Origin of the sequence: Nostoc sp. (assembly GCF_036917615.1) — a bacterium.
Classification (GTDB): Bacteria; Cyanobacteriota; Cyanobacteriia; order Cyanobacteriales; family Nostocaceae; genus Nostoc.
Genome location: NZ_JBALCZ010000070.1, coordinates 1 through 26,379, shown reverse-complemented (window position 1 = coordinate 26,379; position 26,379 = coordinate 1). Strand labels below are relative to the sequence as shown.

Genomic DNA, 26,379 nt, shown 5'->3' with positions numbered 1-26,379 from the left:
AGAGTAGAAAGTTTTATTCAGAAAGAAACCAGGGGCACGCGATTTTTATTCGTTTTTCTGCTCCTTTCAAAAGTGGAGTTAAAGCCACTGTTTGCCATCACTTAGTTTCAAAAGGAGAATATCTTGATGGCTCGAAATAAAAAGAAATCAGGCGGGTTGAAGTATGAGCATCCACTTTACTCTAGATGCCCGATTTGTTGTATTGTCCCGCCGCACATGCTGGAAAATGTCGTTGTTAATGGCAATCCCCAGCAGCGTAGTTGGGCTTTTCATACATTAAATGTTTCGGCACAATTTCTAGGACGAAGAAATATTGTAGGTAATGTCTCGTTTGCGCCTTCTCCCGGTGAGAAGCGCCGCACCATCTACGATGCGAAAAATGGGCAGCAACTTCCTGGTACACTAGTACGCAGTGAGGGAGGCCCTCCCAGCAGTGATGCAGCAGTGAATGAAGCCTACGATGCGGCTGGTGCTACTTATGACTTATTTAATGAGATATTTGATCGCAATTCAATTGACGATAAAGGACTACGTTTAGATTCCACCGTGCATTATGGCGTCAAATATGACAACGCCTTTTGGAACGGTGACCAGATGGTTTATGGTGATGGCGACGCAGAACTGTTTCAACGCTTCACGAAGTCAATTGATGTGATTGGGCATGAGCTAACTCATGGTGTAACCCAGTATCAAGCGGGTTTACAGTATTATGGCGAACCAGGGGCACTGAATGAATCTTTTTCTGATATCTTCGGTTCCCTCGTGAAACAAAAGACCAAAAATCAAACTGCACAAGAGGCAGACTGGTTCATTGGCGAAGGTCTTTTGGTATCCACTGTCAAAGGTGTTGCCCTGCGCTCAATGAAAGCACCAGGAACAGCATACGATGATCCAGTACTGGGTAAAGATCCCCAACCAGCCCATATGAAAGATAAATATACTGGTTCTGATGATAACGGTGGGGTGCATATCAACTCAGGAATACCTAACTATGCCTTTTATCTAGCGGCTGTTGAGATTGGTGGCTATGCTTGGGAGAAAGCTGGTAAAATCTGGTACATAGCTTTACGCGATCGCTTGCGTGCCAAAGCAGATTTTAAAAAAGCTGCCAGCGTCACCATTCAAATTGCTGGCGAACTCTACGGTAATGACAGTGATGAGCAAAAAGCTGTGCAGACCGCTTGGCAAAAGGTGGGAGTTCTTTAGAGTTAACAGTTAACAGTTAGGAGTGAGGAATTTTTTCTTAACTTCTAACTCCTAACTCTTAACTCCTAACTTTACTTTTAGATGTGTTGTTTGTTGTTGCTAAACTGGGAGGTGAAAACTCTCATTTCCCAGTGTTTATATTTATCCCAACTAAGTAGCACAACGGAGAGCAAAAAAATGCGGATATCCTTTGAACGCACGGGCGGCTTTGCTGGGATTACCAAGAAAACAACCGTTGATACAGACACTCTCCCACCAAACGAAGCCAACACCCTTCTTTGCCTAGTGGAAGCTGCTGATTTCTTTAGGCTACCTGAACAAATTACCTCGCCTAATCCCCAGAGCGATCGCTTTCAGTATAAGTTGACAGTAGAAGATAACGGTAAGCAGCATACGGTGACTGTCAGTGAAGCAGCATTGCCAGGAACCTTAAGGCCCCTGATTGAATGGCTACAAAACATAGCACAAAAAAGGTAATTTGCTGAAAAAGTTAAATCAAGGCTAACATAAATCCTAAATTGATCATGGTGTTATGAATAAACTAATCAAGCGAGCTTTCTTAGACACCGAAGATGGACAAATTCTTTACCGTATTGGTGGTGAGGGAGAACCTCTGTTTTTACTTCATCAAAACTTCCGAAGTGGTGACGAATTTCGCGAGTTGATGCCAATCTTTGCTCAGAAAAGACTAGTCATTGCTATGGACTTTTTGGGATTAGGAGACTCTGATAAACCACCCAGAATGTATTCAATTGAAGATTACGCAAAAACTGTTATTTTACTACTAGACGAATTAGGAATCAAAACCACAAGTATTTTTGGGAACCATACAGGTGCTTGTGTAGCCGCAGAAGTTGCAGCCGCTTATCCTGAGCGAGTCGAAAAAATTATATTATGCAACATAGATGACTTTAACGAAGAGGGAAAAGCAGCTTTATCTAATAAATTTGAAAATCTCAAGATCCAAGCAGACGGTTCCCATCTTATGCAAAGATGGTCAGCGAGAGCAAGCTATATAGGTTCTGCTGAGTTAAATCACCGTTGGGTTCTGGACGATTTAAAAGGTTTCGGCTATCCTTGGTATGCACCTTTGGCTGTTATCGACTACTGCCAAAGAATGGAAGCAAGATTTCGTTTAATTAAGTCTCCAACTTTAATATTATCTGGTACAGAGGACGTAAAACAATTAGAAAGACTAGGTTTTGCTAACGCAGACAAGAGAGAGTTTATTTTAACAGTAATTCCTCATGCAAAGATGATTGATATTGAAGGCGGAACAATATGCATGATGAATCAAATACCTGAAGAAATATCAAAGCTTGTAATTGAATTTATAGAAAAAGCTAGTTTTTAAAACCAGGATAATTTAATCTTTTAATATTGCTCGAAATCATGCAATGCAAATGAGTAAATAACTATATACAGCTTCTAAAATTTTTATGCCCAGAAAACACATTGAGTTTATTCAATCAGCAGATACACCCCAGAAACCTTGGGTTGTTGATGGTCTTTTGGAAGGTGCTCAGACACAGATTCTGAGTTTCGATACCGAAAACGGTTCTTCTACAGAAATTGTCGAGTGGACGCAACACTGGAAAAGCGATTCCGGTTATTTCAACTGTGATGTGGAAATTTTTGTTCTTAGTGGACAAATGCAAATTGGACAACTGCATCTTGGACAATACACTTACGGCTTTATTCCCGAAGGTGTCTGCATGGAAGCTTGGAACACTCAAGAAAATACTACAGCCCTATGGATGCCAAGCGGTCACCCCATTTTTATGAAATCACTAACTGATGCACCAGGAGCAAAAAGACAAGATTACATACCTTCTTTAAATTCCTATCTAATTCCTTGGTCTCAAACTCTCACTCCAGGTTTTCCTCCAGGAGCAATGAGAAAAACCCTGCGTGCCGATACTAATATTAAAAGAAGCACTTGGCTGATCGGATTATTACCACAGTTTGCTGAAACTTTTGGAGAGTATCATCCTATGACGGAAGAGGGATTTGTCCTCCAGGGAAGCATGAAAACACAGGTAGGTCTCTTGACTCCAGGTTGCTATTTTTCGCGTCCGCCACTTATTACACACGCCCCAGCATACACTGAAACTGGATTCTTTGCTCTTATTCGTGGGGGCTATCCTCATCTTTCCTACCATGCCTGGGAACCACCATTAGAAACATACTATCCTTCGGATTGGAATAAATAGATCCCAAAATATAAAGTAATCTTGTCTCTAGTTCAAACCTGCAAATACTTTCATGTAGAGGGAGTTATTTAAGACTGGGAGCGTTTTAAATAGCGTCCAGTAGGTGAACCTAGAACCTGTCCGTTGTTGTAGATAAGATTTCCACGCAAAAAAGTACTCTTCACCCTCCCAGTTAACTCTACTCCTTCAAAGGGTGTATAACCTTGTTGTGACTCTGACTCAGCCGCACGTACCACAAAAAAATTACCTGCGGATAACGCCAACACCTCTGGAAAAAAATCGCGGTAGGAGCCGCCTTTGTTAAGATAATACTGCCCTGTACGGATGTAATTTAAGCTGGTAGTCACGCCTCCCATAGCGGCTGCTTTGGTTTCAGTCACAGCATCTTTGTCGAGGGGTTGATAGATACCGATGTGCATATGGGCATCCACGACCCCAGGAAAGCCTAGCAGGTTTTTGCCATCAAATACCTCTTTACCTGTGTCTGGGCTAATATTAGGGGCAATCTGAGCAAATTTTCCATCCTTAATTCCTAAATCAAGTAGTGCGTAGGCGTAGCCCGTCGTAGACATCGCATTCTGATGGGGACGAACTACCCGCACATTTTCGATAATTTGATCTAATAGAGGAGTTTCAGACACAGTACACCTCACACTAAAATGAGTATATAACCCAAAGTTTTAATGCTCAAAAATGATATCAACACAGATGATATTATTCCATCCAACCATTGTACAAGCTTAGATCCAGAACTCTGGGCACTTGTTTTTTAGCTAGTGATGGATGAATGCCCTGGTTGAGTTAGGAATTCCAACATCGAATTGGGACGAAGACCAAATTCCATATATAGCAGTTTTTTATGAAATCATTTTCAGGAGAAAAGACAATGGAAAGTTTTAATGAGTATCATATAGACCCAAAGGAATTTACTTTTCTCAAAACTTTTCAAGATAATTGGCAAGTGATTAAAGATGAGTTTACAGGCTTTATTAATAATGCATCTCATGAGGAGTTAAAACTTACTTATGATATTCTTGGGCCTAAAAGTAAAACAATTAAAACCAAAGGTGATGCAAAATACAGTGCTTTTGGTATCTGATTTCAAGGTATTTTTATTGAAAAATATATTCAGACGTATCAAATAAAATATCCTGATTATGGGCCAGATGATGCATCACAAAAAGCACTTGCTTTAAGAGAGAAATATTTCCCAAATTTGGTTAAAGTAATAGAAAAAGTTAACTTTATCGATGATGAGATTATCAGAAATGTGTATTTTGGTACATTCCATCCAGGCTTGGATATCAAGCTACATGTGAACTATAATCCTCATATGAATCGTGGCTATCTAGGATTGATTGTGCCAGAGGGGGATGTGGCTATGAAAATATGCCATGAGCAACTTTATTGGCATGAAGGAAAATTTCTGGTTTTAGATCACAGCTATCCACACTGTCCGCATAATTACACCAATTATGATAGAACTGTCTTGGTTGTAGACTTTTTTAAACCGGATAAACCTAGAGAGAAAATTATCCAATTTGAAAAAGAGCAAGTCACACAACGTATGCAAGATAATCCTTACAGCTTAGGTGTTTTTGGTAAAAGCGATAAAGCTAAAGAAGAAGATTTTATCAAGTATGGTTTAGCTCATCAATTAGAGTGGGATAAAGCTTTAGAAGCCTAGAGGATATTTGAGAAGGGCGACTAGAAGTCGTGGCTACACAATCAAAACCCACCTACGCGGGTTTAAAACCAATAGTCCACCTTCGCTGACTTTGTGATAATTTTTTCTAACGAACCGCAGAGAGAATTAATAGAGATTTTCACGAATTATTTAGGATTGCTATCTACGTTAAAACTAATAATTGAGGAGTAAGGTAAACCTAAGATTTAGATATAAACGCAACAATCTACAGAAAGTTAATAGCAAAGCAACTGAATCCCGATTTTAAATCTGCCGTTGAAGTTGTCGAGATTCCTATTTCACAACCTGCTGGTAGTCAACTTTTAATTCAAAACAAATTTGCTGGCGTTAACGGTGGATTTGACACCTTACTTTGTCGTGGTGATGTTGCTTATGTTAACTCAATTCCTCCCTTTGATTTAGGTGTGGAAGCTGTGGGTAAAGTTGTCGCTATCGGTGAAAATGTTAAAGATTTTCAAATAGGTGATGCTGTCATAACTACAGCGCGTGGCGGCGGTTATCGTGAATATCAGGTTATTGATGCAAACTTAGCAGTCAAAGTGCGTGAAGCTACACCAGAAGTTCTAACCCTGATTCCTACAGGTGTATCAGCCTTGGTGGCATTGGAACAAGTGGGAGAGATGAAAAGTAATGAAGTGGTTTTAGTGACAGCAGCAGCAGGGGGAACTGGTCATATTGCGGTGCAATTGGCAAAGTTAGCTGGTAATCATGTCATTGGTACTTGTAGTTCTGAGGCGAAGGCAAAGTTATTGAGAGAATTAGGGTGCGATCGCATTATCAACTATCGCACAGAAAACCTCAATCAAATCCTCAAGCAAGAATACCCCAATGGGATTAATTTAATTTTTGAATGTGTAGGTAAAGCCGTATTTGATACCTGCGTTGAAAACTTGGCAGTGCGGGGACGGTTAGTAGTGGTTGGTTTTATATCAGAATATGCAAATAAGGTAGAAGAAATTACACAATCACGTATTTATCACCAGCTATTTTGGAAAGCAGCTTCTGTGAAAGGCTTTCTCATGCCTCATTAGAAAGAACATATAGCAGAGGCACGCGATCGGCTATTAAACCTGTTTTACACAGACAAACTCAAAGTTGCCGTTGACCCAAAACAGTTTCAAGGTCTAGAATCAATACCCGACGCTGTAGAATATCTTCTCAGTGGCCAAAATTGTGGCAAAGTGGTTGTGAGGTTTTAAATAACACGGTATTAGTTTATATCCGGTTGAGGGTGGAGATGACACAAGAGTCAGAAAATACTTTAAAAGTTGCTCAACAGGCATTTGAGCATTTTACACATGGTCTAGCAACTGGGGAGTGGCAAGCATTTTTAGATATGCTCACAGAAGATTTTACCCTTTGGTTTCCGGTGGGGAAATTCCACGGATTAAATGTGGGAAAAGAACGAGCTAGAGAGTTTTTCGAGTACGTTTCTGAATCATTCCAAGGCGGACTCACCCTGACTCCAGACCGTTTTACTAGCAATGACACAACAGTTGTTTTTGAGTTTCGGGATGAGGGACGTTTGTTAGAACAACCTTACAAAAATCGTTTAGCGGTTTCCTGGGATATTCGGGGAGACAAAATTTGTGCCTATCGGGAATACTTTGGCAGTGATGGTAAATCGTATTAAATAATTCGTAATTCGTAATGACGCTCGCGAACTCGCTCTAAGCGTTCGCGCAGTGTCTCGTAGAGAAGCTATGCCGAAGGCTTTACGCTGCGCTAACGTAATTCGTAATTACGAATTATTTAATTCACTTTTGTTAATTTCTCTCAGGGTTGAGTTCGTTGATTTCTCTGCACTTAGCCTCTGCGGCTTGATATGCAGTTAAATAGTCTTGACCACCCAACATTACATCACCGTAATATTCATAAGGTGGATCACCATAGATTGGCAATGGATCATCTTCTGGATAATCTTCTTTCGATTCTTCTATGATCGCTTTCAGTTTTTTAAGGGTTAGCCTTTGTGCTGCAAAATACCAGAGTCCTTGGGGATTTTTGTTCAGGTGCGGTAATGTGGGATCGATAATGGTTATGTCGGAGCCTTCGCCTAGCTCAATCCAACTGTGTTCAATTGGTCTGTATGGCTTCCCAGCAAAAGCTAAAAATCCCTGAATATATCTTGCTCCCTCAGTGGATAATGCTGCTTTGTAAGCATTATCAAACGGAGTACTAGCTCTGCTGTTTATGTGTTCAGCAATTTTGATTGACAGCGTTTCATCCAATAGTTTGTTCATCAATAGCAAGGATTAGAGCAGCCATGAAAATATACTATCATTGCTGCTTACCATCTTGCTTGAGGAAACTTTGATTTTATGTTTATCTATAAAATTACGGCTTTTTGGGGGGATCAAGTTTTATCGCAGTCATCTTTAGACAACAAGGACTTCCCCAACAAACCTGGCTAAAAGGCATATTAGTAAAAACACTACTACGATCGCCAAAATGGGGCTTTAGAATTCTACCCTTTTTATTAGGAGGGATCAGGTTTTCAGGCTTGAGTGGGTAAGTCTTAATTAAATTCAGCAATGCCACCGATAGCTGTTAAAGTCTACAAACAGAATTAACAGCTATGCTCCGACAGGCTGATAGGTCAATTTATAACCTAATTGCAAGGAGAAGGACCTAAAACACTATTTACGCAAGTACTCACAACACCTGTAGACACAGTTTTAATGGGAGCGGGAAGAGGAGCATATCCCAGAGATGCAACGAAAATATCTGCAATTGATCCCGAAGCCAAGGTGAGCAAGGTTTTGATACCATTTATTATGGTAGCATCTGAATATATGTCATAAAACAAGAAATAAGTTGCTGTGGAAATGGGATAAGCATTTGGACGGGTTGGATCGTTTAAATTATTGATTCTAATCAGCCTGTTAGTGGGGTTAGTACCATATTTGACGACAGTCCCACCTAGAAGAGCCTCTGTAATTGCATCTGATGAGGGAGCAGTGTAATTACCTTTCTTGTTACGTAAGAGTGCGGCTGGAAGACTTTTACTTAAACGGGTAGCACTATCCACATAACCAATAGCACCTTTAGTACTTGTGATCGCATTGGCTACACCACCACCACCAGTAGCGCCAATGAAAGTGCTTGGCCAATTAACAGTTGTACCCACTCCATTTTTCCATATATAAGCTGCTGGAATACCTGGAGTTGCAGCAGGCTTACATGCAGTATTAAGATGACTGCTTAAGACAAAAGTGCTGCCACTTGAGTCACTACGACGTACAACTTTGATGGGTAGATTGAGTGCTATTTGGCGGTCGTTATCTGCACTAATGCTCTTATCGTTCCAATTTTTGATGCTACCGTTCAAAATACCACAGTAACTAGCTCGTGAAAGCTTAATTCCACCTGTTGGTACAGTCAGACCATTAGCGTTATAAGCTAATGTGATTCCGACACCTACCACAGGCACTTGGACGTAACCACGACCGCCAGTAACTGTTTCTGTTCCTGCTACGGGGTCGTCACTAGCTGCAAAAGTGATTGGGCCAGGAGTACCAGCTGGTGGGGTTTGAGTGAAAAAAGCTGTTAACCCTGCGCTACTACCAACTGGAGAATATGTGAGCGTGATGCTCGGAGCGACTGTTTTTAGACTTGTAAACAAAGCATTTACAGTGCTTGCACCTGCACCATTACCTATGGTCTGAGCTAGAGATTTCTGAGTAGCGGATTGGCCTACTACTAAACCAATTGTGATGGCAAGTACAGAAATTGAACTTGTCAAATTATTCAGGCGAATGGGGTATAAACTCATGTCTTGCTCCTTAAAATTAATTTCCGGTTCCACACCATATCAAATCTCAATCAAGTCTTAAACTAATGATTATAAATAACCTTCTTTAAGTTCAAAAAACTGGCATCATAAATCAGGGTTATTAATAAATCAAAAGTTTGCATAAAACGCTGAAAAATTTAGAGTTAAAGCAAATTCAAGGCAAAACTTTAAACATGTAATAAGGCATTAAGAGCCGTAAATAGTCCTGGTAATCCTCTGCTTATTGAAACTTTTAAAGTTCTCAAAACATTCCCAATATATAAACTGCCCTACAAATACCAGTATTAGCATCAGTTGCTGTAACAGAAACTACAGTATTCTTAGTAAGAATTTAAAACTGCAATTCTACTTCCGCTCTACAGTTCATCATAAAATTCGACAAGTGTGAGTTAGATTACTATTAAATTTTGGTTATGATTTAATTAAATTTCTCTAGAGTTATTTCAATCTATAAATAAACATTTATTTTTCTTAACAAATTAATGATTGATTAATACTTGGGACAGTGGATAAAAAAGTCACTGATTGTTGTATGCTGTAAATAGTTCAAAAAATCATACTGTCAGATAAGCTATGAATACAGTAGAAACGATACTTACTTAAACCAGTATTCATTAATAAAAAATATATTTAGTAAAATTTCCAGCCAAGCGCGTAACTTTCTGTACGATTGCTCATTTACCCCCGCAACGCACTCAAATCACGGGTTTGTGGGGGAATCAAGTTTTATCCGAACCGTCTTGGGACGACAGGGGCTTCCCCAACAAACCTGCCCAGAAGGCATATTAGTAAAAACACTACTACGAGCGCCAATCACAGCATTAGCCCCGATTTGCACTCCCGGCCCAACGAAACAATCTGCTGCTACCCATGCACCATTGTCAATGGTGATAATCGCTGTTTTCAACCCAAAGGCAGGGTCTTGGAGATCATGACTACCAGTACATAGGTAACTTTTTTGGGAAATTACGCAGTGTTCACCGATGCGGATCTGATCAAGGCTGTATAAAACTACGTTATCTCCAATCCAACTGTAGTTGCCAATGGTAACTTTCCAAGGGTAGGTGAAGCGGGCAGTAGGTCGAATTAATACGCCTTTGCCGATTCGAGCGCCAAATAGTCGTAGCAAAGCACAACGTAGAACATTTAACGGTTGAGGAGTCAGGGGAAAGGCGATCGCTTGTACAAACCACCATAAAAAAATATACCAACTTGGCCGTCCCCGATCAAACCAAGATTGATCATATTTACGTAAATCTACGAAAGGTTGGTCATTAGTCATTAGTCATTGGTCATTAGTCATTTATCAAGAGTCAATGGTTAATAGCTTTCCCTCTGCACAAGTGCTCTCCTGCTCCCCTGCTCCTTCCTTCGGGATAGTTGCAGTATTTAAGTGACCACCACAGTTGCGTAATTCGTAAAGTTTAACGCCAATTTGATATTCATATTGACTTAGCAAGCGTGCATATATATATCCTGCTTTGCCATCCAAAAAACCGCGTTGAATAATATAAAATAAAACAAACCGTAAAATGGGTTTAAATGGCAGGTGTACCCACACTTTTTTCAAAAATCGCTTGCGTTGTACGGCATCACCAAATAGATTAGCATCGATAGTACCGCTATCATCTTTACCTGTGAGAATATTAAGATAAACACTAGCTTCCCAGTTGGAATATCGGTTGTGTCGTTCTAACCAGTGGTAAAGGTCGCGGAAGTCTTCGTGGAGCATATCATTTTTGAGATACCCAACTTTCCCCTCTAAAATCACATGTTCGTGAACTTCGTTATCACCAGTATTGGGAATATCTTCAGTATTTAAATTTTCGTAACGACCTTTTTTATGTTGAAATAAACGTAGATTCCAATCGGGATATTTCCCACCATAACGAATCCATTTCCCTAAGAAAAATACGCGGCGGTTGAGATAATAACCTGTATATTGATCATTTTGAATTGCTTGGTCAATTTCTTCCCAAAGTTCGGGAGTGATGCGCTCATCGCAATCTACAATTAGTACCCATTCGTTGCGAAAAGGTAGATTATCTAAAGACCAATTTTTCTTTTTGGGCCAGCGTCCATTGAAGTTGAATTGCACGACATTTACACCGTGACTTTTAGAAATTTCAACACTGTTGTCGGTACTTTGAGAATCTACTACAAATATTTCATCTGCTCTACTAAGGCTAGCGAGGCAGGCAGGCAAGTTTACTTGTTCGTTTTTTGCCGGGATTAGTACTGAAACTGGTATTTTAGATGACATATGACTATAAATTATGTTATTGATTATTTCTTATTTGATGGGAATAAAAGACCTTGAATAGCAGCATTTAAATAACCAATCTGACCGTAAGCATAGACAAGTTTGTCAAACCGTTCTGCTGGATCAGAGAAATATTGCAATGCCTTATACAAGCCGCGCACAAACCGTTCGCTACCTTGCTGCAACTGAGCAATCCCAGCTTTATCAGCGAGTTGTTCTCGATAGCACTCACTGATACCCTGCCACCAGCCTCGGTTTAAAAACCAGGAGCGTTGGAGGCGCTCTGGGGCAACATTGTGAGCAACTAGTGCTTCGGGAAGATAAGCGACTTGCCAAGCACGCTGTAGGGCAAATTCGGTCATTTGCAGTTCTTCATTTGATAATAGATTTTTCCCCACTCGACCGAGATGAGGATCAAAACCGCCAATTTCTTCTAGGAAACTGCGGCGGATGGAGTAATTTAAGCCTCTGGGTGTTGAGCCAGGTTGCTCGATGTAGATGGTACTGTTTCCCAAGTCGTATGCACCCAGATTTGCAGCTAGTCCTGGAGATAGCCACCGTGGTTGTTGGATTCCTGGGGGCCATAAAAGAGTTACTTTGCCACCGGCGATCGCTAGTTTAGAGTTATTGTAATAGGCAAAATATAAAACTTGTAGCCAGCGAGGGCTGGCAACGGCATCGTCATCTAGATAAGCAAGAATATCACTACTAGCTACTTTTGCACCCGTGTTGCGGGCGACAGATAAACCAATGGTGGGTTCAAATATATACTTCAGGCGCGGATTGTGGCCCCTTTGTTCTACAACCTCACGGGTGCGATCGCTAGACCCATTATCAACTACTACAATTTCAAAGTCAGCAGCAAAATCCTGTGCTAAAAGACTATCAATTGCAGCCCCTAAATAGGTATCTCGATTGTGGGTACAGATAATGGCAGAGATTTGGGTGTCTGGCATAGATTTAATTTTGGATTTGAGATTTGGGACTTCTGCTACGCTCAGTCGAACGATTTTAGATTAAAATCTTAAATCCAACACACAGCTGCTGAGAGTTAATCTAAACCAAAAGTTACTGACCCACCAACCGAGTTTCTTCGGAAATAATCTTTAAAACTTCACGTTTGTTGAATATGACTGTGTAAAACTACAAGAGTTTGGGCTAGTTGACTCAGATGAGTTTCCAAAGATTGCTTGCGCCCTAAGAGTTGACGTAACTTTTGGTGACGAGCGATCGCCATGCTAACATTGGGAACCTGATCTGCGGGACATAGGCGCGACCAGACTTTACCAGCATCGTCTACACCGCAGAGGCGATAGCCAGTAATAGATGATTGATAAGATACTTTCCCACCAGTGGCGCAAATTTCTTCTACGTAGTTCATTAGGCGGTCAACTTCTGCATGGCGCAGTGTTGCGGTTCCTCCCGGTTCTGGTTCCTGGGGATTGGATTCTAACCAACCATTGACAATTGGCCCTTCTAAGTAAATATCCTGAATTTGCTTCAAAATATTTTGCAATTCTGTTTGCCAACCGACGACAGTTTCCTGAATTTCTTGCAATAGATTCATCGCCAATCCTGGATTAGCTCCGTGGCGATGGCTACTAAAGTTAGGAGTTTTGAACTTGGGTAGGCTGGGTGTTTTACTATCGTTCTCTTGTGCTTGAAAGGTCTGCACAGAGTCATGATGAGGAAAGAAATTTTGTTCAGAAGGATAATCACTCTCAGTAGGTACGCCCAAGTCAACTGTTTGTCCTTGTGTCTTTAGTTCTCCATCCTGAGAGGATGGAGTTTGTGTACTTCCTGTGGGTTCGTTGGCTCCGACGCTGATTCTAAAGGAGAAAGGCCCTTTTGTCGTCGAATCACCTGTTTGGGCGGCAGAGGCAGTGCCGCGATTCCCTAAATCGTGTAGAGTTGCTTCAATGCGTTTTAAGCCTGCGTTCATAAAGATATCCTAAAATTTGCTGTCCCCAGTGGTGTTGAATAATTAAGAATGGGGTTGTTGGGATTTTCGGCTTTTGCCAGTTGTGACATCAATGATGCTGGTGCTAATTTTATCCCTTAAAAGTTATTTGAAACCAAAAATCTCACCGATGAAGTAAAAAACTGCGGTGATAAATTGCAATTAGCTACTTATTGTTAAAATACTTAGGAAACAACTTTGGGTAAAATCATTTTAGTAACAGGGCCAGCACGATCTGGTAAAAGTGAATGGGCAGAAACTCTGGCCATGCAGTCAGGAAAAGCAGTTGTCTACGTAGCAACAGCCACCGATAACTCAGATGACCAAGAATGGCATCAACGCATTTTAGAACACCAACAACGTCGTCCTCAAGACTGGGTAACTCTATCTGTACCTGTGGAACTGTCTGCTACCCTCGCCGATGCCAAACCCTATACCTGCCTTTTAGTTGATTCTTTAGGAACTTGGGTTGCTAATCTCCTGGAACAAAACGAATCTAGCTGGGAAAACATCCTTGCAGAGTTGTTAGAGACAGTCGATCTGGTTGCTGCTGATATGCTGTTTGTAGCAGAAGAAACGGGCTGGGGTGTGGTACCAGCTTATCCCCTTGGGAGGACGTTCCGCGATCGCCTGGGTTCTTTAGTGCGCCAACTAGGTATACTCAGCGAAACTGTTTATTTAGTTACTGGTGGTCATGTTCTCAATCTCAGCGTTCTTGGTTCGCCATTGCCAAATAGAGAGGATGCTGGAACATTCAGGAGTCAAGATTCTTAACTCTTGATTCAAATTAATCTAAAATCGTTCGACTGAGCGACTTGTACTGAGCGTTCGCGCAGCGTCTCGTAGAGAAGTCGAAGTAAGCCGAAGTCTAAAATCTAAAATTGTAATATGGCAACCAAACAAGAAGTTAGAGGATACCTTGCCTACTGGTTTCAGTTAGGTAAGAAAGTGATTACGGACAACGGTAAGGCAAGCTTTTTGCCCCAAGACGCTCGCGGACTCGCTAACGCTACGCTATCGGTGCTAAATGGCGATCGCTATAGTGAAGAATTTGAAGAGTGCTGGCAGAAAATTATTTCACCGGAATCGGGTGATTGTTACCTGGAGGGTACAGATGAAACCATTGCTGAACTGTTGACACCAGCATGGGAGATGTTACCTTGCAGCCGATGTAGTATGCCAGTAGCCGCGCGAAACGTCGGGATGCCGCCGTTGTTATGCCCCTGCAATAATTTACCTAACTGGCCTAATACCGAATTACCAGCACCGCGAGAGCCAATAAAGACTCAAGACCAACTCAAAACAATTCGCGATCGGCTTGTAGATAATATTGCATAAACAAACAACCAATTTCTCAATCTGACAAGTTTTTTTTAATTCTTTGATTATTTTAATTTTTCCTGTAGTGGCTTTTAGTCCCACCACAGAATTTTGGCATAAGGTTTTTTGGGAATTGCGATCGCTTGATTGACTAAATATCCTTTAAGAAATCTGATAGTTGTTGTAAGTTTGCTGGGTTTGTAGTGAGCGCTTTAGCACTCAAATCAAGGACTTTAGTCATAACTACAAACTTATTAACTCATCAAAGTTGCTTTGACAGACTACTAGTACAGCACGGCGTAAATAAACCTACCATACCCTCCGGGAAGCCGCTTTGCGTCTACAAAATGGCGCAAGAGCAAGGAATATAATTCTTTTGACTTTTGACTTCCGCCTTGCGGTACTAGTTTCCAATAAAGAGTCTCCAATTCAATTGGAAATCCCTTAGTTCACTTTGGTACTTGGGAATTTGGTGTTGGACAAGTTTTATTAACAAAGTCACACTGATAAATATAGGGTTCTTGCCAACTCAGAGGAATTTCTAATAAGTCTCGCGTTCCTGTCATGCCTTGTCCAATAAATAGCAACAAAGCAATACAATTTAAAATCATATGGACGATGCGCCAGCGATTGGACTTATCTTGATAAATATCTTGAACAATTGCTAATGAAAAAATCATCAGCAGTGCTGCGGTAATCCCAATATAATAATGTGACCAATACCACTCTTTGGTGAGGCGATATACTCCATCCTGACAGCCTAGTATTACTAAACCTGCACCAGTTAAAGTTGCAAAAACTCCCCTCCACACTCGCTGCTTTGCCTGATAAAGAAATACTAAAGATGCGATGGTTGCGGCAAATATTAACAAGATAAAAACAACTTGAAAAGGTGTTTTATTCCACAATTGATTTTTAAGAATATTTTTGCCAATCGGGTAGCTTAATCCGATTAAAGTTAATCCGACAACTGCACCTGTTAGTCTTTCACCTAACTGCTTATGTTCTCCACCCACCACTGGGGGAATTTTGCTCTTACTCCCGGCTAAAATTTGCAATCTGCGTTGGCGGGTTTGCCAAGCGAAATTAACCACTGTACCGATCAGTGGAAACACGAATATAATTGCGATCGCTGGATGTAAAAGACCAAGAAAATCTGTTATTTGCATACAACACCGTTCAAAAAATCATTAAATTCATCTCAAAGGACAATTTAAAGCATCGTCCGACTACTTAAATTAATTCCAGATGAGAATCTGTTTAATATTTACTTTTGTGATTTTTAGCTGATTTTAAGAAAGCAAATATTTGAATATCTCATAAAAGATTATGACTATAGCTAAACCTAGTTTATGTATTACAGTATTTTTGAAGATGAAGTGTTATTGAAAATATTTTATGAGATTTTTTTAAAAAATACATTATAACTAAGTTAAATGCTTTTTTTGCATAATTTTATTTTGCGGCTGACAATTATTGGTTATCAAGCCCTAGATTATGCAAATAAAATAATCTATCTTTTGGATGATATCAATCGTTTACAAATAAGAGAATTAACAAAATAATTAGGTTGTCACTATCTGACGCAACCTGATAACAGTTATACAAAAGCAGGTAATTTGAATCATGCGCTCGCTAAAAATAATGGAGAACTAATAGTAGTTTTTGATGCTGATTTTGTCGCTACCAAAAACTTTCTCACTCGTACCATCGGCTTTTTTCCAGATAAAAAAATTGCCCTTGTACAAACGCCCCAAAGCTTTGATAACGCTGACCCCATAACTATCACAACCAGTATCCAAGGTGTGAAGGCTAAAAAACCTGCTATTTAGACTCTTTCTCTGCGCCTCTGCGTGAGATATTACGTCGGTGCAACTTACGAGGTTTAGCCATTTTCCAGACCGAATAATATTTTTCACTGGAAACAATATCTGTCTTTAATTTATACTTTATTTCGATTGTTTCGCGCCAAGTATCTGAAGGATTGAATAAAAAAACATCAGCAAACCCATCAGGGATTTTGGGAATTTTTTGGTTGTTCACCAACAGAAATCGCACTTTTGGTTCCAAAAGATAGCTTAAAGAAAAGACATTCCCATAATTATTGCCCAAAGCATCACTAATCAAAAGTGGGCGAGTCGTTTGATTGATAATTTGGGCAACTTGTGGATTGTCATAGCTCATACCCTTATTCCACCAAGTTTCTGCCTGGGAACTCACCTTAGAAGAAATCAGACCACAAATAATCACTAATGCTATGATTATCTGCCAAATGCTCCGGCGTGACACGTTCCCATTATATAGTTGCATAGCTAGTAGGTAAGCAACAGTCACTTGGATTCCTAAATAAGATGGTATGAAATATGGTTCGCTAGATGATTGTATGCCCCCAGCAATTAAACTTGGCAATATTAGGGGTAGTGCTGGCACTACAATCAATGTGCTCATAAAAAACCAGACTTTATAGTTAGTTGTTCGACAAATAAAATAAATTGAATATCCTACAAAAATTAAAAAAATTGGTGTAATTAAATAGCTTATAGGATTGTCTAAGCTCAGGTTTATATCAAAAAAAATCCGGCTTAACTGCATCAGCAAAAATGGAAATATAGGTATCAAAGATGATTGCGTTGTTGTCTTATCTGCTGAAATCAAAAATTGAAAAAACTCACCCATCACAACCGTTATCCAAGGCATGAAGGCTAAAAAACCTACCAGTGATGCTAGCAAATAAGTTCTGACCGTTTCCGTCAACTGAAACTTAGCAGTGCTGATCACATAAATTCCGTGAGCAACTGCTACAAATCCACTCCAAAGAAATGTATAAAGACTAATGGCTAAAGTTACTGCATAAATGCTCCAGATAGCGAATAAATCTGGTCGTTGTCGTGCTTTTACTAGCTCCTCTTTATCTTGTGATTCCAACCGCATTGCTCGCAGCAGAGACGCACTGGTTAGTAATATAGTGACTAACCAGAGAATATATTCTTGTGCTTCTTGGGCGTATACTAGGTGAATTGGAGAAATTGCCATGAGTGCGATCGCTACACCAGGAACCGATAATGATACATTAAATAATTCTCGGCATAGCCAATAAACACAAGGGAAAACTAGCAAACTAATGCAGGCTGATAAACTTCTAATCGCCGTCACCGAATTACCAAAGATTTCCATCCACAATCTCGCTATTACGTAATACAACGGTGGATGCAGAGAATCTTCTGTTGCCAAAGTCATAATTGTGTCATTTAAGCTTTTTTCTGGATTTGCACCTTGAAACTGGGCAAAACTTTCTTTGCCAATCACACGATTATTAAAAAGTTGCTGTTTTGCTTGATTAATTGTGTAACCAGAAATTCGTAATGAGCTATAAGTTTCATCATGCCAGTAAACTTTGCCATCAAGGTTAAAAAAGCGAAACAATATACCCATCGTCAATAAGAAAATAATTAAAAATCGCAACCAACTCGGAGCAAATTTGAGATGGCGCATAAGTAGTTTTCCCAAGAAGTTGTCTAAAATAATCCAGTCAGGCAGGCGCACTGGATGAAGTGCCGCAGCTACGCCCGTCGTGGACATCGCTAGTAATTATATCTGAACCTGTTCATCAGACATTACCAACCTCCTTTGAGTGGGAGTCATCTGATTTCAAATATTGACAATAAATACTTCTCTTCTATTAACTTTCTATTCTTACAGTCCGTATGGTGCGCTTTTGCTAGCGCACCATACGGACTTTGTTCCTGTAGCCGCAACTGAGCGTCTTAGAATAAAAGAGAATTTTTACAAAATTTGGTAAGGCCATCTAGGAAAGTCTTTGCTATTAGATATAGTTAAAAAATCAATAGTCTTAAAGTGTCGGTCGATAGCTGGAATACTGCATATTTTAGCTCCAATATTTAAATATGCCTGCAAAATTTGAGGGATTTCAACATTATATAAATCTGGGCAATTTTGAGGCATTTCTAGACAAGATTGTGAATTTGGATAAACCAAAATACTTGGATGCATCAAGCCATTCTGCTGAAAATAATCATAAGCACAAGTAGCTTGCCAAGAAGATTGTGTTAGTAATGATGCACAGCCAAAGAAATATTGGTTTCTACTCCAGATGAGATAATTTGCCAGACCTTTCCATAGTAGTAAAAGTGCCTGGCTGTTGCGGTATTCTTTAGCTATACATGCACGCCCAACTTCAACTGATGCCTGAAGCACAGAATTAGGAATCGCATTAAGATTAAATATATCGGCAGCATCAAAGCCTAGTCTTTGAGAAGCCATTGTATAGGTTTGCATCCGATAAGTTCCAATCGTTTTACCCGTTTGTTTGGAGATCAGCATTAAATGATGGCAAACCGCATCAAACTTATCTATATCCATCTGAGTAAAGTTAGAAGCAGAAAATCCCAAGCCCAGTTCAAGATTAAAAACTTCAAAGCGCAACCGAAAAATTGATTCTAGTTCTTCTTCAGTTGATGCCAGCCGTAGGATATATTTTTCAGTTTGAAGGACGGGAAAATCTTCAAGAGGGGAAGGAGGATTCAGTGGGTAATTAATATTGCGTCCAGAAACTTCCATCTATCTTCCTACTTAAATTTGTGAAAATATCCTACCAGGATTTAGGCACTATACAATAGCTTACATTATGCATTAATGTGTCGAAGGGTGATTGGGACACTTTTCGATAAAAGAACCTCTATAGTGCTTTTTTACTCTCTTGAATTAGGGGTAGAGTGCTTTTATTATGGACATTAATTACCAAAAAATCTGGCAATAAGATACAAAATTTTCCTTTGATATACGCTATAAATGTAAGTCAGCTAAGAAAGTCAAAATCAGGGCAAAAAGCCCCCGGATGAATCCAGGGGCTTGGATAATTTTGGTTGCGATGCCTTCAGCGGGCGTAGCGATCGCAATCTGCGATAAATGCACTCTAACAGGACTTAATTAACTACGGTGATTATTGCTGTAGTGAACCCTTGTACCTGCCCAAAGTAACTTCTCCCGCAGCGTCTGATAGTAGGAATTGTTCTCGCGCAAAATAATAAATTTAGCCCGACAATCTGCCATCCGCACATCAACGCGGTGTCCTGGCCAAATTGAAGTCCCCAAAACCCCATCTGTCCACAGCTTGGTACTCAAATCGTAATCTCCCAAAGGCCAAATACTCACCACAGAACCAGGGGGTAAAACCAGGGGGCGACTAGAAAGGCTCATTGCACAAATAGGAGTGATGGTAATCGCCTCCATACCATCATGCATAATTGGCCCATTGGCAGAAACGGTGTAACCAGTAGAACCTGTGGGAGTTGCAATGATTAACCCATCCCCGACGTATTGATCGACTACCTCAGCGTCAATTTCCATTTCCAGAATTGAGGTAATCATCCGGTCAGCGGAAGCGGGTTTGACACAAAATTCATTCAAAGCCAGGTAACGCTCACTCACAGGTTCCAAATTAGACCCATGACCCTCATAGACCGCAGCTTGTAGCATCATCCGCCGTTGGATAGCATAGCGATCCTCAAACAGCCGATCCCAAACTTTCTCCGTATCCTGAAACTCTTCCACTGACTCAGTTAAAAACCCCAGATGACCCCCCACATTCACTCCCAGAATTGGGATGCCAGCTGGGGCTAAATGTCTTGCACTGGTTAAAACAGTGCCATCACCACCAAGTACCAAAGCCAGATCGATTGGTTGACCCGCCGAAGCCAAAAAGACGGGATAAGGGTTGTCTTTCGGCCCGCTAGGCCCCATCAACACATGGCACTGGCGATTTTCTAGTTGTTTAGCACAGATTTCTGCCCATTCTTTACTCTGGGCATCTCGCGCTTTATAAGCAATGATTACCTGCTTGAGTTGCACGCACAATTACCACTTCAGGAGATTAAACTGCTCCATATCGACGGTATCACGGTTACGATAAATGGCAAGCACGATCGCTAAACCCACCGCCGCCTCGGCCGCCGCCACTGTGATCACAAATACTGTGAAAACCTGACCCTTAATTAATGTTGAGTCGAGGAAGTTGGAAAATGCCATTAAATTCAGATTAACAGCATTGAGCAGTAACTCAATTGACATCAGCACCCGCACAGCATTGCGGCTGGTAATTAAACCGTAGATGCCGATGCAGAATAAAGCTGCTGCTAGTAATAAAAAGTACTGGAGTTGCATGAATCTGGGTATCCCTCCGGAAAAGACTGGCTTTTTATCTGCGACTGAGGTCGCAAATCTTACTCTTTCGTTTCGCTGGTTGTTGATACCAGTTCTCTGGGGCGTTCTTGCAAAGTCAAAACAGTTTGCCCCAGATCGGATGGTGTCAATAGGTCTGGCAAATACTCACGGCGTGCCAAAATAATTGCTCCTACCATCGCTATCAGCAGCAAAATGGAAGCCAGTTCAAAAGGCAGTAAAAAGTCAGTGAAGAAATGTTCTCCAATTAAAACTATAGAACTTTCACCACCTGCCACAGGAGCAGCTGAGTAAGCCCAAGGAGTAGCCAGCACCATCGTACTTAAAAGACCGAACAATCCTACACTGACTATACCTGTTAGCAGTTTACGCACCCAAGAATTGGGAAATGCTACAAAATCCTGCCGCTTGTTCACCAACATAATGGCAAACAAAATCAGCACGTTAACCGCCCCAACGTAAATTAGTATTTGTGCAGCTGCAACAAAATCAGCATTTAGCAACAGGTAGATTCCCGCTATGCTGATGAACACGCCCCCCAGCATAAAGGCAGAATAGACGATGTTGGAGAACAGCACCACGCCAATAGCCGCCCCAATCATCATCACGCCCAGTATGCCAAGCGATACAAACTGTACTCCTTCCGCTAGATTCACTGTTTTTTGTCCTTAGTCAATCAATTTTGGATTTTAGATTTTAGATTTTAGATTTTAGATTTTTGTTTCAATCCAAAATCACAAATCACAAATTTGCATGGTCATTGGTCACTAGAAAAAGGACAAATGACAAATGACATTTATTTTTCTGTTATTTTTCTGTTTGTTCCACCAGGTCTTCTGGACGCACACCTGCACGTGGCGCATCTGCGGGCACTCCATGTGGTTCGAGAACGCCCTTGGGTAGGTAAACTAGTTCGCGCAGTGGTGTAACCATTGGGTCATCTGTTACCTTATAGGGCAGACGACCTAGCGCTACGTTGTCATAGTTCAATTCATGGCGATCGTAAGTGGCAAGCTCATATTCTTCTGTCATGGATAAACAGTTGGTGGGGCAAAATTCTACACAATTACCGCAAAAGATACAAACTCCAAAGTCAATGCTGTAGTGGTTGAGTTTTTTCTTTTTGCTGGCTTTGTCGAATTCCCAATCTACTACAGGCAGGTTAATCGGACAAACGCGAACACAAACTTCGCAGGCGATGCACTTATCAAATTCAAAGTGAATTCTACCGCGAAACCGTTCGCCAGGAATCAGTTTCTCGTAAGGGTACTGTACGGTAATCGGACGCCGCTGCATATGATCGAAGGTGACAGAAAGTCCCTGACCAATGTAACGCGCAGCTTGTACCGTTTCTTTGGCGTAATCACCAACTTGTTTCAGGAACTTGAGCATTTTGTCTCACTCTCTCTTTTGGATTTTGGATTTTGGATTTTTAATTTTAGATTTCAGATTCAATCCAAAATCTAAAATCTAAAATCTAAAATTGGTTTACCCGCCGAAGGCGAAGGGAAAGGCTAGTTTCAGGGCGGCGGTTAATAGGAGATTAACCAAACCAACTGGCAACAAAAACTTCCATCCTAAATCTAACAGTTGGTCAATCCGTACCCGTGGCACTGTCCAGCGCAACAGGATGGCGACAAATACTAGTAAATAGGCTTTGAAAACGGTCATTATGATCCCCAAAGCAGCAGTTACTATCTGGAACACGGGATTTAGTTCACTGACTCCCAGCCAACCAGCGATGAGGTTAAGGGGAATAGGAAAGTCCCAACCGCCCAGGTAGAGAATTGCTACTAGTAGGGAAGAAAGGATCAAGTTAACGTAGGAACCCAGGTAGAACAGACCGAATTTCATGCCTGAGTATTCAGTCTGATAGCCTGCTACAATTTCTTCTTCCGCTTCGGGTAAGTCAAAGGGTAATCGTTCGCATTCAGCTAGGGCGGCTATCCAAAAGATCAGGAAACCGACCGGTTGTCGCCAAATGTTCCAGCCTAGGATGCCATAGCCAGACTGTTGATTGACAATATCAACGGTATTGAGGCTGTTAGACATCATAGCGATCGCTAACACCGCCAGCGCCAAAGGAATTTCATAACTAATAGATTGCGCTGCTGCCCGCAAGCCTCCTAAGAGGGAGTATTTGTTATTTGATGCGTAGCCAGCCATTAGCAAGCCAATGGGTTGAATGCTTGACAAGGCAATCCACAAGAATACTCCCATGCCGACATTGCTAATTACGATGTTCTGCCCAAAGGGGACGATCAGGAACGACAGAAACACCGGAATTACAACAATAATTGGCCCGAGGGTAAACAGCCAGGGGTCAGACTTGGCTGGTACTATATCTTCTTTAAATACCAGCTTCAGACCATCCGCTACAGGCACCAGCAACCCAAAAGGCCCCTGGTATTCTGGCCCAATTCGTTGCTGTGCGGCGGCGGAAATTTTCCGTTCTAGCCAAGTGGCAACTAATACCCCCACTGTTGCCCCAATCAGCATCAGTATCATTGGCAAGGGCATCCAAATCGCTTTGGCTGTTCCTGCTGGTATACCTAAATCCCGGAGGGATTCAATAAAAGTTCCTTGGAGGTCAATTCCTGAATTCATGTTTCCGCTCTTTAAGACATCGAGTCATGGTGAGTTACAACTATTAGTTGAATTAATATCCGTAAATTCACCCATTTATAATTTTTACTGTGATGAGGCCTGATTGAAGATTTGTTGCCAATTCCCATGCCTAGTATATCCTTGGATGGTTTGAGCACCCTGAAGCGAGATGAGAACTTCTACTTATGGTTGGCATTGAGATTGGCTATTGAGCGGACAAGGGGACAAGGGGAAAGTATATATTTCAGGACTTACGCAGTGATCCGATCTGTGAAGACCGCCCAAACAGCGCATAGTATATCGGGCATTGGTTCAATTTTCCATGCCCTGTTTGGCCAATGCCCAATACTTCTCTACCTTGGGCTGCGCCAACGGCTTCGGCTCCATCGAGCGTACCCCTACGGGGAAGCAAGCTACGCGTAGCGTCTCGTAGAGAAGTCGAGATGCTCAGTACAAGTGCCCAATGCCCAATCCGAGTTAACGTTGGTCAATGGGGGTATAAGAAACTTCGTGGTGACCGTTGTAAACCTGGGTAGGACGGAAAATCCGGTTTTCTGCTAGTTGTTCTTTCCAGTGGGCTAACCAACCGGCAACGCGGGCAATCGCAAATATTGGCGTAAACAAGTCTGTGGGAATCCCCATCTTTCTATACACCAAACCAGAGTAAAAGTCAATATTGGGATAAATTCCTTTGCTACCGAGTTTTTCCTCTACCACTCGTTCCATCTCTTGAGCAATGTCATAAAACTTGTCATGCCCAAACTTTTCAAACAGTTGCTCTGCAAGTCCTTGCAAAATTGTGGCTCGTGGGTCTTTTACTTTGTAGACACGATGTCCAAAGCCCATAATCTTAGATTTACTTTCTAGACAATGCTCTATGTAGGGACGGACATTTTCCACACAGCCAATTTTTTCCAACATCTGAATTACTTCTTCATTGGCTCCACCATGCAGGGGGCCACCCAAAGTGCCCACGGCACTAGCAACCACAGCGTAAGGATCAGTTAAGGTAGAAGCTGTCACCCTAGCACTGAAGGTGGAAGCATTCATTGTATGCTCGACCTGAAGTATCAAGCAGATATCGAAAATTCGCGCCATCAAAGGTTCGGGTTCTTGCTCATTGAGCATGTATAGAAAGTTGGCGGAATAGTCTAAGTCATCACGAGGACGCACGGGATCATTGCCTTTTCGCATCAGTTGGAACGCCGCCACCATTGTGGGAATGGTTGCTATCAGGCGCACCACTGAATCTCGAATGTAGACAGGATTATGTAAATCGCGGAGCGAATAAAATAAGCCTAAAGCAGCAGCAGAGGCTTGCAAGGCATCCATTGGGTGTCCGCTTTCTGGAAAGCATTTCATCATGTCCCGAATGCGGTACTTTATCCGCCTGTGGAAACGAACTTCATGCTCAAATCCTTGCAGTTCTTCCTTGCTTGGCAGTTCACCCCAGATTAAGAGATAAGCAGTTTCTATGAATGTACTTTTTTCTGCTAATTCCTCAATCCGGATGCCACGATATTCTAGTATTCCCTTTTGCCCATCAACATAGCTGATACTTGATTGGGCGGCGGGAATGCCTTCTAAACCAGGCTTGTATTCGCACACCATCATGGCAACACCATTTGCTTTTTGAAATACCTGATCAAGCTAACTTACCAGAAATTATTGTCGCTATAACAGTAGCCCTTCTAACAACAATTGAAAATGTTGAAAACTGTTATAGCAGGTACTTGGGTGGTGTCAACCAAAACATCTGACTCCGACCCAGAGGATAACCTGTTTCTGGTAGTTTTATCCCAATCATACCTGCTTTTTTCAAGACTAAGCTTGCTTTGACTTCTCCCCATAGGAGAATTTCTGCCCAATTGGTCAAATCAGGTTCGTGTCCAACCAGCGCCAGTTGGGTATTTTGAGAATAATTCCTTGCCTCTAACCAGTCTTTTAGCCAACTAGAAATTTGACCATCGTGGGCGAGGTGGCTAGATTCCTCTAACTGGGAGCTTAGTTTTTCTGCTATAAGGATTTCAGCCGTTTGGCGGGCCCGCACTAAAGGACTGGTGAGAATTAAATCAAAGCTTAAACCCAATTTAACAAGTTGCTGGGCAACTTTCTCAGTTTTTTGCCGTCCTTCTTTGGTAAGGCTGCGCTCCTCATCCTTGATGCCTAATCCCTTGTCTTCAGCGATGCCATGACGAATTAAATATAGTTCCATACTTTGAATTTTGTTAGCATAGCGGGGCGTAGCCCGTGCTGAGTTAGGAGTTACGTCTAGTGTGAATTAACCTATCCTAATCTTAATCACTATTACGTATTCGTTGAGCTGCCATCTATTCAGTGCAACGCAGCGTTAGGTGTTCTAACGTGTTATGGATATGGCAATAGGTTTAAACCTTAAATAAATCTGTAATCCCGTTGGTTTTTTGTGATAAACGGGTAATTCAACACTATTGCTGTAACTGCAATGAGACTATCAGGAATGAGCAAGCCATGACTTAGCCGATAAGACCGCAATAAATCAACTGCTGTGTCAGACACAGCCTGGTCAATCTTAATGATATAAAACTGTTTGAGAAAATTTTCTAGTGTTTGTAGTTCTGCTTTGTTATCACCACCTACCATTAGTTCCATCTGTGTGATTATGCTAATTGCCAAGCCAGAACTCGCTTTCAGATTTTGCAAACACTTTACTGCTTCGAGAACACCGCGACCTGTATCAATTAGAATATCAGTATCAACGATGGTTGAATTAGTCATCTGACTTTGACCACTCATTTTCTCGAACACTACGCACCCAAGCAGTGCTATCAGCTAAATCTTGGCGATGTCTACGACGGGCTACGCCTACGCTCCACATCCCAATAAAGCTATCATTTATCAAGTCAAAATCTGGCGACTGAGAGGTAGGTTCAACTACTGCATATTTTTGTCCCAAAAAAGCAATATAGTCAATGACTTGACGCTGTGCTTCCGCAGAAAGGGATAAAAACTCATTAAACAATTCTTATTGTGTTAAGTAAAACGGCGTGAAAAAACCAAACTATGTAAAGATAAATAAATACGGAGAATGTATCTACTGAGGTAAGTAAGATATGGGTGCGCGTATAA

27 protein-coding genes and 3 pseudogenes are annotated in these 26,379 nt (G+C 41.3%); 10 read left to right on the top strand and 20 right to left on the bottom strand.

What is annotated here, in order from left to right; all coding sequences use genetic code 11:
• Positions 1-126: 126 nt before the first annotated feature.
• The 4 genes from V7K85_RS25865 (at position 127) to V7K85_RS25850 (ending at position 3,419) form a co-directional block, all read left to right on the top strand.
• The gene (locus V7K85_RS25865; RefSeq protein ID WP_334817901.1) at positions 127-1,206 is read left to right on the top strand and encodes a M4 family metallopeptidase; all 1,080 of its coding nucleotides are present in this window, start codon (positions 127-129) and stop codon (positions 1,204-1,206) included.
• A gap of 177 nt (positions 1,207-1,383) precedes the next feature.
• Positions 1,384-1,683 (top strand): protealysin inhibitor emfourin, encoded by a 300-nt coding sequence (locus tag V7K85_RS25860; RefSeq protein ID WP_334817899.1) that lies wholly within the window; start codon positions 1,384-1,386, stop codon positions 1,681-1,683.
• A 55-nt stretch (positions 1,684-1,738) separates the two neighbouring features.
• A complete protein-coding gene (locus V7K85_RS25855; RefSeq protein ID WP_334817897.1) occupies positions 1,739-2,560 on the top strand; it encodes an alpha/beta fold hydrolase in 822 nt (273 codons plus the stop codon).
• 85 nt (positions 2,561-2,645) lie between these two features.
• A complete protein-coding gene (locus V7K85_RS25850) occupies positions 2,646-3,419 on the top strand; it encodes a DUF4437 domain-containing protein (protein WP_334817895.1) in 774 nt (257 codons plus the stop codon).
• Between the two features lie 233 nt (positions 3,420-3,652).
• On the opposite strand, the pseudogene V7K85_RS25845 reads toward V7K85_RS25850, so the two are convergent.
• Positions 3,653-4,060: pseudogene (locus V7K85_RS25845) on the bottom strand (hydantoinase); the annotation flags it as partial.
• Between the two features lie 245 nt (positions 4,061-4,305).
• Here V7K85_RS25845 and V7K85_RS25840 point away from each other — a divergent pair.
• The 3 genes and pseudogenes from V7K85_RS25840 to V7K85_RS25830 all read left to right on the top strand — a co-directional run bounded on the left by V7K85_RS25840 (position 4,306) and on the right by V7K85_RS25830 (position 6,760).
• Positions 4,306-5,106 (top strand): annotated as a pseudogene (locus V7K85_RS25840) (aspartyl/asparaginyl beta-hydroxylase domain-containing protein).
• Positions 5,107-5,318: 212 nt separating this feature from the next.
• Positions 5,319-6,326, top strand: a pseudogene (locus V7K85_RS25835) (zinc-binding dehydrogenase).
• 38 nt (positions 6,327-6,364) lie between these two features.
• Positions 6,365-6,760, top strand: a complete 396-nt coding sequence (locus V7K85_RS25830; protein WP_334817894.1) for a nuclear transport factor 2 family protein — start codon at positions 6,365-6,367, stop codon at positions 6,758-6,760.
• 133 nt (positions 6,761-6,893) lie between these two features.
• Here the strand turns inward: V7K85_RS25830 and V7K85_RS25825 are convergent, their stop codons facing one another.
• The 6 genes from V7K85_RS25825 to V7K85_RS25800 form a co-directional block, all read right to left on the bottom strand.
• Positions 6,894-7,370: a hypothetical protein gene (locus tag V7K85_RS25825; protein WP_334817892.1), complete on the bottom strand. Its 477-nt coding sequence runs from the start codon at positions 7,368-7,370 to the stop codon at positions 6,894-6,896.
• Positions 7,371-7,738: 368 nt separating this feature from the next.
• The gene (locus V7K85_RS25820; protein WP_334817890.1) at positions 7,739-8,902 is read right to left on the bottom strand and encodes a substrate-binding domain-containing protein; all 1,164 of its coding nucleotides are present in this window, start codon (positions 8,900-8,902) and stop codon (positions 7,739-7,741) included.
• Positions 8,903-9,623: 721 nt separating this feature from the next.
• The gene (hpsU, locus tag V7K85_RS25815) at positions 9,624-10,205 is read right to left on the bottom strand and encodes a hormogonium polysaccharide biosynthesis acetyltransferase HpsU (RefSeq protein ID WP_334817888.1); all 582 of its coding nucleotides are present in this window, start codon (positions 10,203-10,205) and stop codon (positions 9,624-9,626) included.
• A gap of 24 nt (positions 10,206-10,229) precedes the next feature.
• The gene (locus V7K85_RS25810; RefSeq protein ID WP_334817884.1) at positions 10,230-11,186 is read right to left on the bottom strand and encodes a glycosyltransferase family 2 protein; all 957 of its coding nucleotides are present in this window, start codon (positions 11,184-11,186) and stop codon (positions 10,230-10,232) included.
• Positions 11,187-11,209: 23 nt separating this feature from the next.
• Complete coding sequence (locus V7K85_RS25805; protein ID WP_334817882.1) at positions 11,210-12,142, bottom strand: glycosyltransferase; 933 nt, start codon at positions 12,140-12,142, stop codon at positions 11,210-11,212.
• 158 nt (positions 12,143-12,300) lie between these two features.
• A complete protein-coding gene (locus V7K85_RS25800) occupies positions 12,301-13,128 on the bottom strand; it encodes a hypothetical protein (RefSeq protein ID WP_334817880.1) in 828 nt (275 codons plus the stop codon).
• A 216-nt stretch (positions 13,129-13,344) separates the two neighbouring features.
• Between V7K85_RS25800 and cobU the strand changes: the two genes are divergently transcribed.
• Both cobU and V7K85_RS25790 read left to right on the top strand, forming a co-directional pair.
• Positions 13,345-13,920, top strand: coding sequence for a bifunctional adenosylcobinamide kinase/adenosylcobinamide-phosphate guanylyltransferase (gene cobU, locus V7K85_RS25795; protein WP_334817879.1), 576 nt, complete (start codon positions 13,345-13,347; stop codon positions 13,918-13,920).
• Between the two features lie 114 nt (positions 13,921-14,034).
• Positions 14,035-14,484 carry a hypothetical protein gene (locus V7K85_RS25790; RefSeq protein WP_334817878.1) on the top strand — a complete coding sequence of 150 codons (450 nt, stop codon included), beginning with the start codon at positions 14,035-14,037 and terminating at the stop codon, positions 14,482-14,484.
• A gap of 431 nt (positions 14,485-14,915) precedes the next feature.
• On the opposite strand, the gene V7K85_RS25785 is transcribed toward V7K85_RS25790, so the two are convergent.
• Positions 14,916-15,635, bottom strand: a complete 720-nt coding sequence (locus tag V7K85_RS25785; protein WP_334817876.1) for a DUF4079 domain-containing protein — start codon at positions 15,633-15,635, stop codon at positions 14,916-14,918.
• Between the two features lie 411 nt (positions 15,636-16,046).
• On the opposite strand from V7K85_RS25785, the gene V7K85_RS25780 reads away from it, so the two are divergent.
• Entirely contained in the window at positions 16,047-16,298 is a 252-nt protein-coding gene (locus V7K85_RS25780) for a glycosyltransferase (protein ID WP_334818089.1), read from the top strand.
• Here V7K85_RS25780 and V7K85_RS25775 read toward each other — a convergent pair.
• The 12 genes from V7K85_RS25775 to V7K85_RS25720 form a co-directional block, all read right to left on the bottom strand.
• Positions 16,291-17,958, bottom strand: a complete 1,668-nt coding sequence (locus V7K85_RS25775; RefSeq protein ID WP_334818088.1) for a glycosyltransferase family 39 protein — start codon at positions 17,956-17,958, stop codon at positions 16,291-16,293. The two genes, V7K85_RS25780 and V7K85_RS25775, sit on opposite strands and share 8 nt — an antisense overlap.
• Before the next feature lie 291 nt (positions 17,959-18,249).
• The gene (locus tag V7K85_RS25770) at positions 18,250-19,044 is read right to left on the bottom strand and encodes a GNAT family N-acetyltransferase (RefSeq protein ID WP_334817874.1); all 795 of its coding nucleotides are present in this window, start codon (positions 19,042-19,044) and stop codon (positions 18,250-18,252) included.
• A 225-nt stretch (positions 19,045-19,269) separates the two neighbouring features.
• Entirely contained in the window at positions 19,270-19,398 is a 129-nt protein-coding gene (locus tag V7K85_RS25765; RefSeq protein WP_334817873.1) for a hypothetical protein, read from the bottom strand.
• Between the two features lie 15 nt (positions 19,399-19,413).
• Positions 19,414-20,334, bottom strand: a complete 921-nt coding sequence (locus V7K85_RS25760; RefSeq protein ID WP_334817871.1) for an NAD(+) kinase — start codon at positions 20,332-20,334, stop codon at positions 19,414-19,416.
• A 6-nt stretch (positions 20,335-20,340) separates the two neighbouring features.
• A complete protein-coding gene (nuoK, locus tag V7K85_RS25755) occupies positions 20,341-20,646 on the bottom strand; it encodes an NADH-quinone oxidoreductase subunit NuoK (RefSeq protein WP_006199065.1) in 306 nt (101 codons plus the stop codon).
• A 59-nt stretch (positions 20,647-20,705) separates the two neighbouring features.
• Positions 20,706-21,320: an NADH-quinone oxidoreductase subunit J gene (locus V7K85_RS25750; RefSeq protein WP_334817869.1), complete on the bottom strand. Its 615-nt coding sequence runs from the start codon at positions 21,318-21,320 to the stop codon at positions 20,706-20,708.
• A 151-nt stretch (positions 21,321-21,471) separates the two neighbouring features.
• Positions 21,472-22,056, bottom strand: coding sequence for an NAD(P)H-quinone oxidoreductase subunit I (gene ndhI, locus V7K85_RS25745; RefSeq protein WP_334817867.1), 585 nt, complete (start codon positions 22,054-22,056; stop codon positions 21,472-21,474).
• A 96-nt stretch (positions 22,057-22,152) separates the two neighbouring features.
• A complete protein-coding gene (gene nuoH / locus V7K85_RS25740) occupies positions 22,153-23,271 on the bottom strand; it encodes an NADH-quinone oxidoreductase subunit NuoH (RefSeq protein ID WP_334817865.1) in 1,119 nt (372 codons plus the stop codon).
• A gap of 477 nt (positions 23,272-23,748) precedes the next feature.
• The gene (locus V7K85_RS25735) at positions 23,749-24,885 is read right to left on the bottom strand and encodes a citrate synthase (protein ID WP_334817863.1); all 1,137 of its coding nucleotides are present in this window, start codon (positions 24,883-24,885) and stop codon (positions 23,749-23,751) included.
• A gap of 106 nt (positions 24,886-24,991) precedes the next feature.
• Positions 24,992-25,486, bottom strand: a complete 495-nt coding sequence (gene sixA, locus V7K85_RS25730; RefSeq protein WP_334817861.1) for a phosphohistidine phosphatase SixA — start codon at positions 25,484-25,486, stop codon at positions 24,992-24,994.
• A gap of 179 nt (positions 25,487-25,665) precedes the next feature.
• Positions 25,666-26,028, bottom strand: a complete 363-nt coding sequence (locus V7K85_RS25725; protein ID WP_334817859.1) for a type II toxin-antitoxin system VapC family toxin — start codon at positions 26,026-26,028, stop codon at positions 25,666-25,668.
• Positions 26,021-26,272: a hypothetical protein gene (locus V7K85_RS25720; RefSeq protein WP_334817857.1), complete on the bottom strand. Its 252-nt coding sequence runs from the start codon at positions 26,270-26,272 to the stop codon at positions 26,021-26,023. The genes V7K85_RS25725 and V7K85_RS25720 overlap by 8 nt, the downstream gene beginning before the upstream one ends.
• Between the last annotated feature and the right edge of the window lie 107 nt (positions 26,273-26,379).

Excerpts from the sequence above, each read along its gene's own strand:
- V7K85_RS25865 (WP_334817901.1), top strand. The coding sequence starts at position 127 with ATGGCTCGAAATAAAAAGAAATCAGGCGGGTTGAAGTATGAGCATCCA.
- V7K85_RS25860 (WP_334817899.1), top strand. The coding sequence starts at position 1,384 with ATGCGGATATCCTTTGAACGCACGGGCGGCTTTGCTGGGATTACCAAG.
- V7K85_RS25855 (WP_334817897.1), top strand. The coding sequence starts at position 1,739 with ATGAATAAACTAATCAAGCGAGCTTTCTTAGACACCGAAGATGGACAA.
- V7K85_RS25850 (WP_334817895.1), top strand. The coding sequence starts at position 2,646 with ATGCCCAGAAAACACATTGAGTTTATTCAATCAGCAGATACACCCCAG.
- V7K85_RS25830 (WP_334817894.1), top strand. The coding sequence starts at position 6,365 with ATGACACAAGAGTCAGAAAATACTTTAAAAGTTGCTCAACAGGCATTT.
- V7K85_RS25825 (WP_334817892.1), bottom strand. The coding sequence starts at position 7,370 with ATGAACAAACTATTGGATGAAACGCTGTCAATCAAAATTGCTGAACAC.
- V7K85_RS25820 (WP_334817890.1), bottom strand. The coding sequence starts at position 8,902 with ATGAGTTTATACCCCATTCGCCTGAATAATTTGACAAGTTCAATTTCT.
- hpsU (WP_334817888.1), bottom strand. The coding sequence starts at position 10,205 with ATGACTAATGACCAACCTTTCGTAGATTTACGTAAATATGATCAATCT.
- V7K85_RS25810 (WP_334817884.1), bottom strand. The coding sequence starts at position 11,186 with ATGTCATCTAAAATACCAGTTTCAGTACTAATCCCGGCAAAAAACGAA.
- V7K85_RS25805 (WP_334817882.1), bottom strand. The coding sequence starts at position 12,142 with ATGCCAGACACCCAAATCTCTGCCATTATCTGTACCCACAATCGAGAT.
- V7K85_RS25800 (WP_334817880.1), bottom strand. The coding sequence starts at position 13,128 with ATGAACGCAGGCTTAAAACGCATTGAAGCAACTCTACACGATTTAGGG.
- V7K85_RS25790 (WP_334817878.1), top strand. The coding sequence starts at position 14,035 with ATGGCAACCAAACAAGAAGTTAGAGGATACCTTGCCTACTGGTTTCAG.
- V7K85_RS25785 (WP_334817876.1), bottom strand. The coding sequence starts at position 15,635 with ATGCAAATAACAGATTTTCTTGGTCTTTTACATCCAGCGATCGCAATT.
- V7K85_RS25775 (WP_334818088.1), bottom strand. The coding sequence starts at position 17,958 with ATGCGCCATCTCAAATTTGCTCCGAGTTGGTTGCGATTTTTAATTATT.
- V7K85_RS25770 (WP_334817874.1), bottom strand. The coding sequence starts at position 19,044 with ATGGAAGTTTCTGGACGCAATATTAATTACCCACTGAATCCTCCTTCC.
- nuoK (WP_006199065.1), bottom strand. The coding sequence starts at position 20,646 with ATGCAACTCCAGTACTTTTTATTACTAGCAGCAGCTTTATTCTGCATC.
- ndhI (WP_334817867.1), bottom strand. The coding sequence starts at position 22,056 with ATGCTCAAGTTCCTGAAACAAGTTGGTGATTACGCCAAAGAAACGGTA.
- nuoH (WP_334817865.1), bottom strand. The coding sequence starts at position 23,271 with ATGAATTCAGGAATTGACCTCCAAGGAACTTTTATTGAATCCCTCCGG.
- V7K85_RS25735 (WP_334817863.1), bottom strand. The coding sequence starts at position 24,885 with ATGATGGTGTGCGAATACAAGCCTGGTTTAGAAGGCATTCCCGCCGCC.
- sixA (WP_334817861.1), bottom strand. The coding sequence starts at position 25,486 with ATGGAACTATATTTAATTCGTCATGGCATCGCTGAAGACAAGGGATTA.
- V7K85_RS25725 (WP_334817859.1), bottom strand. The coding sequence starts at position 26,028 with ATGACTAATTCAACCATCGTTGATACTGATATTCTAATTGATACAGGT.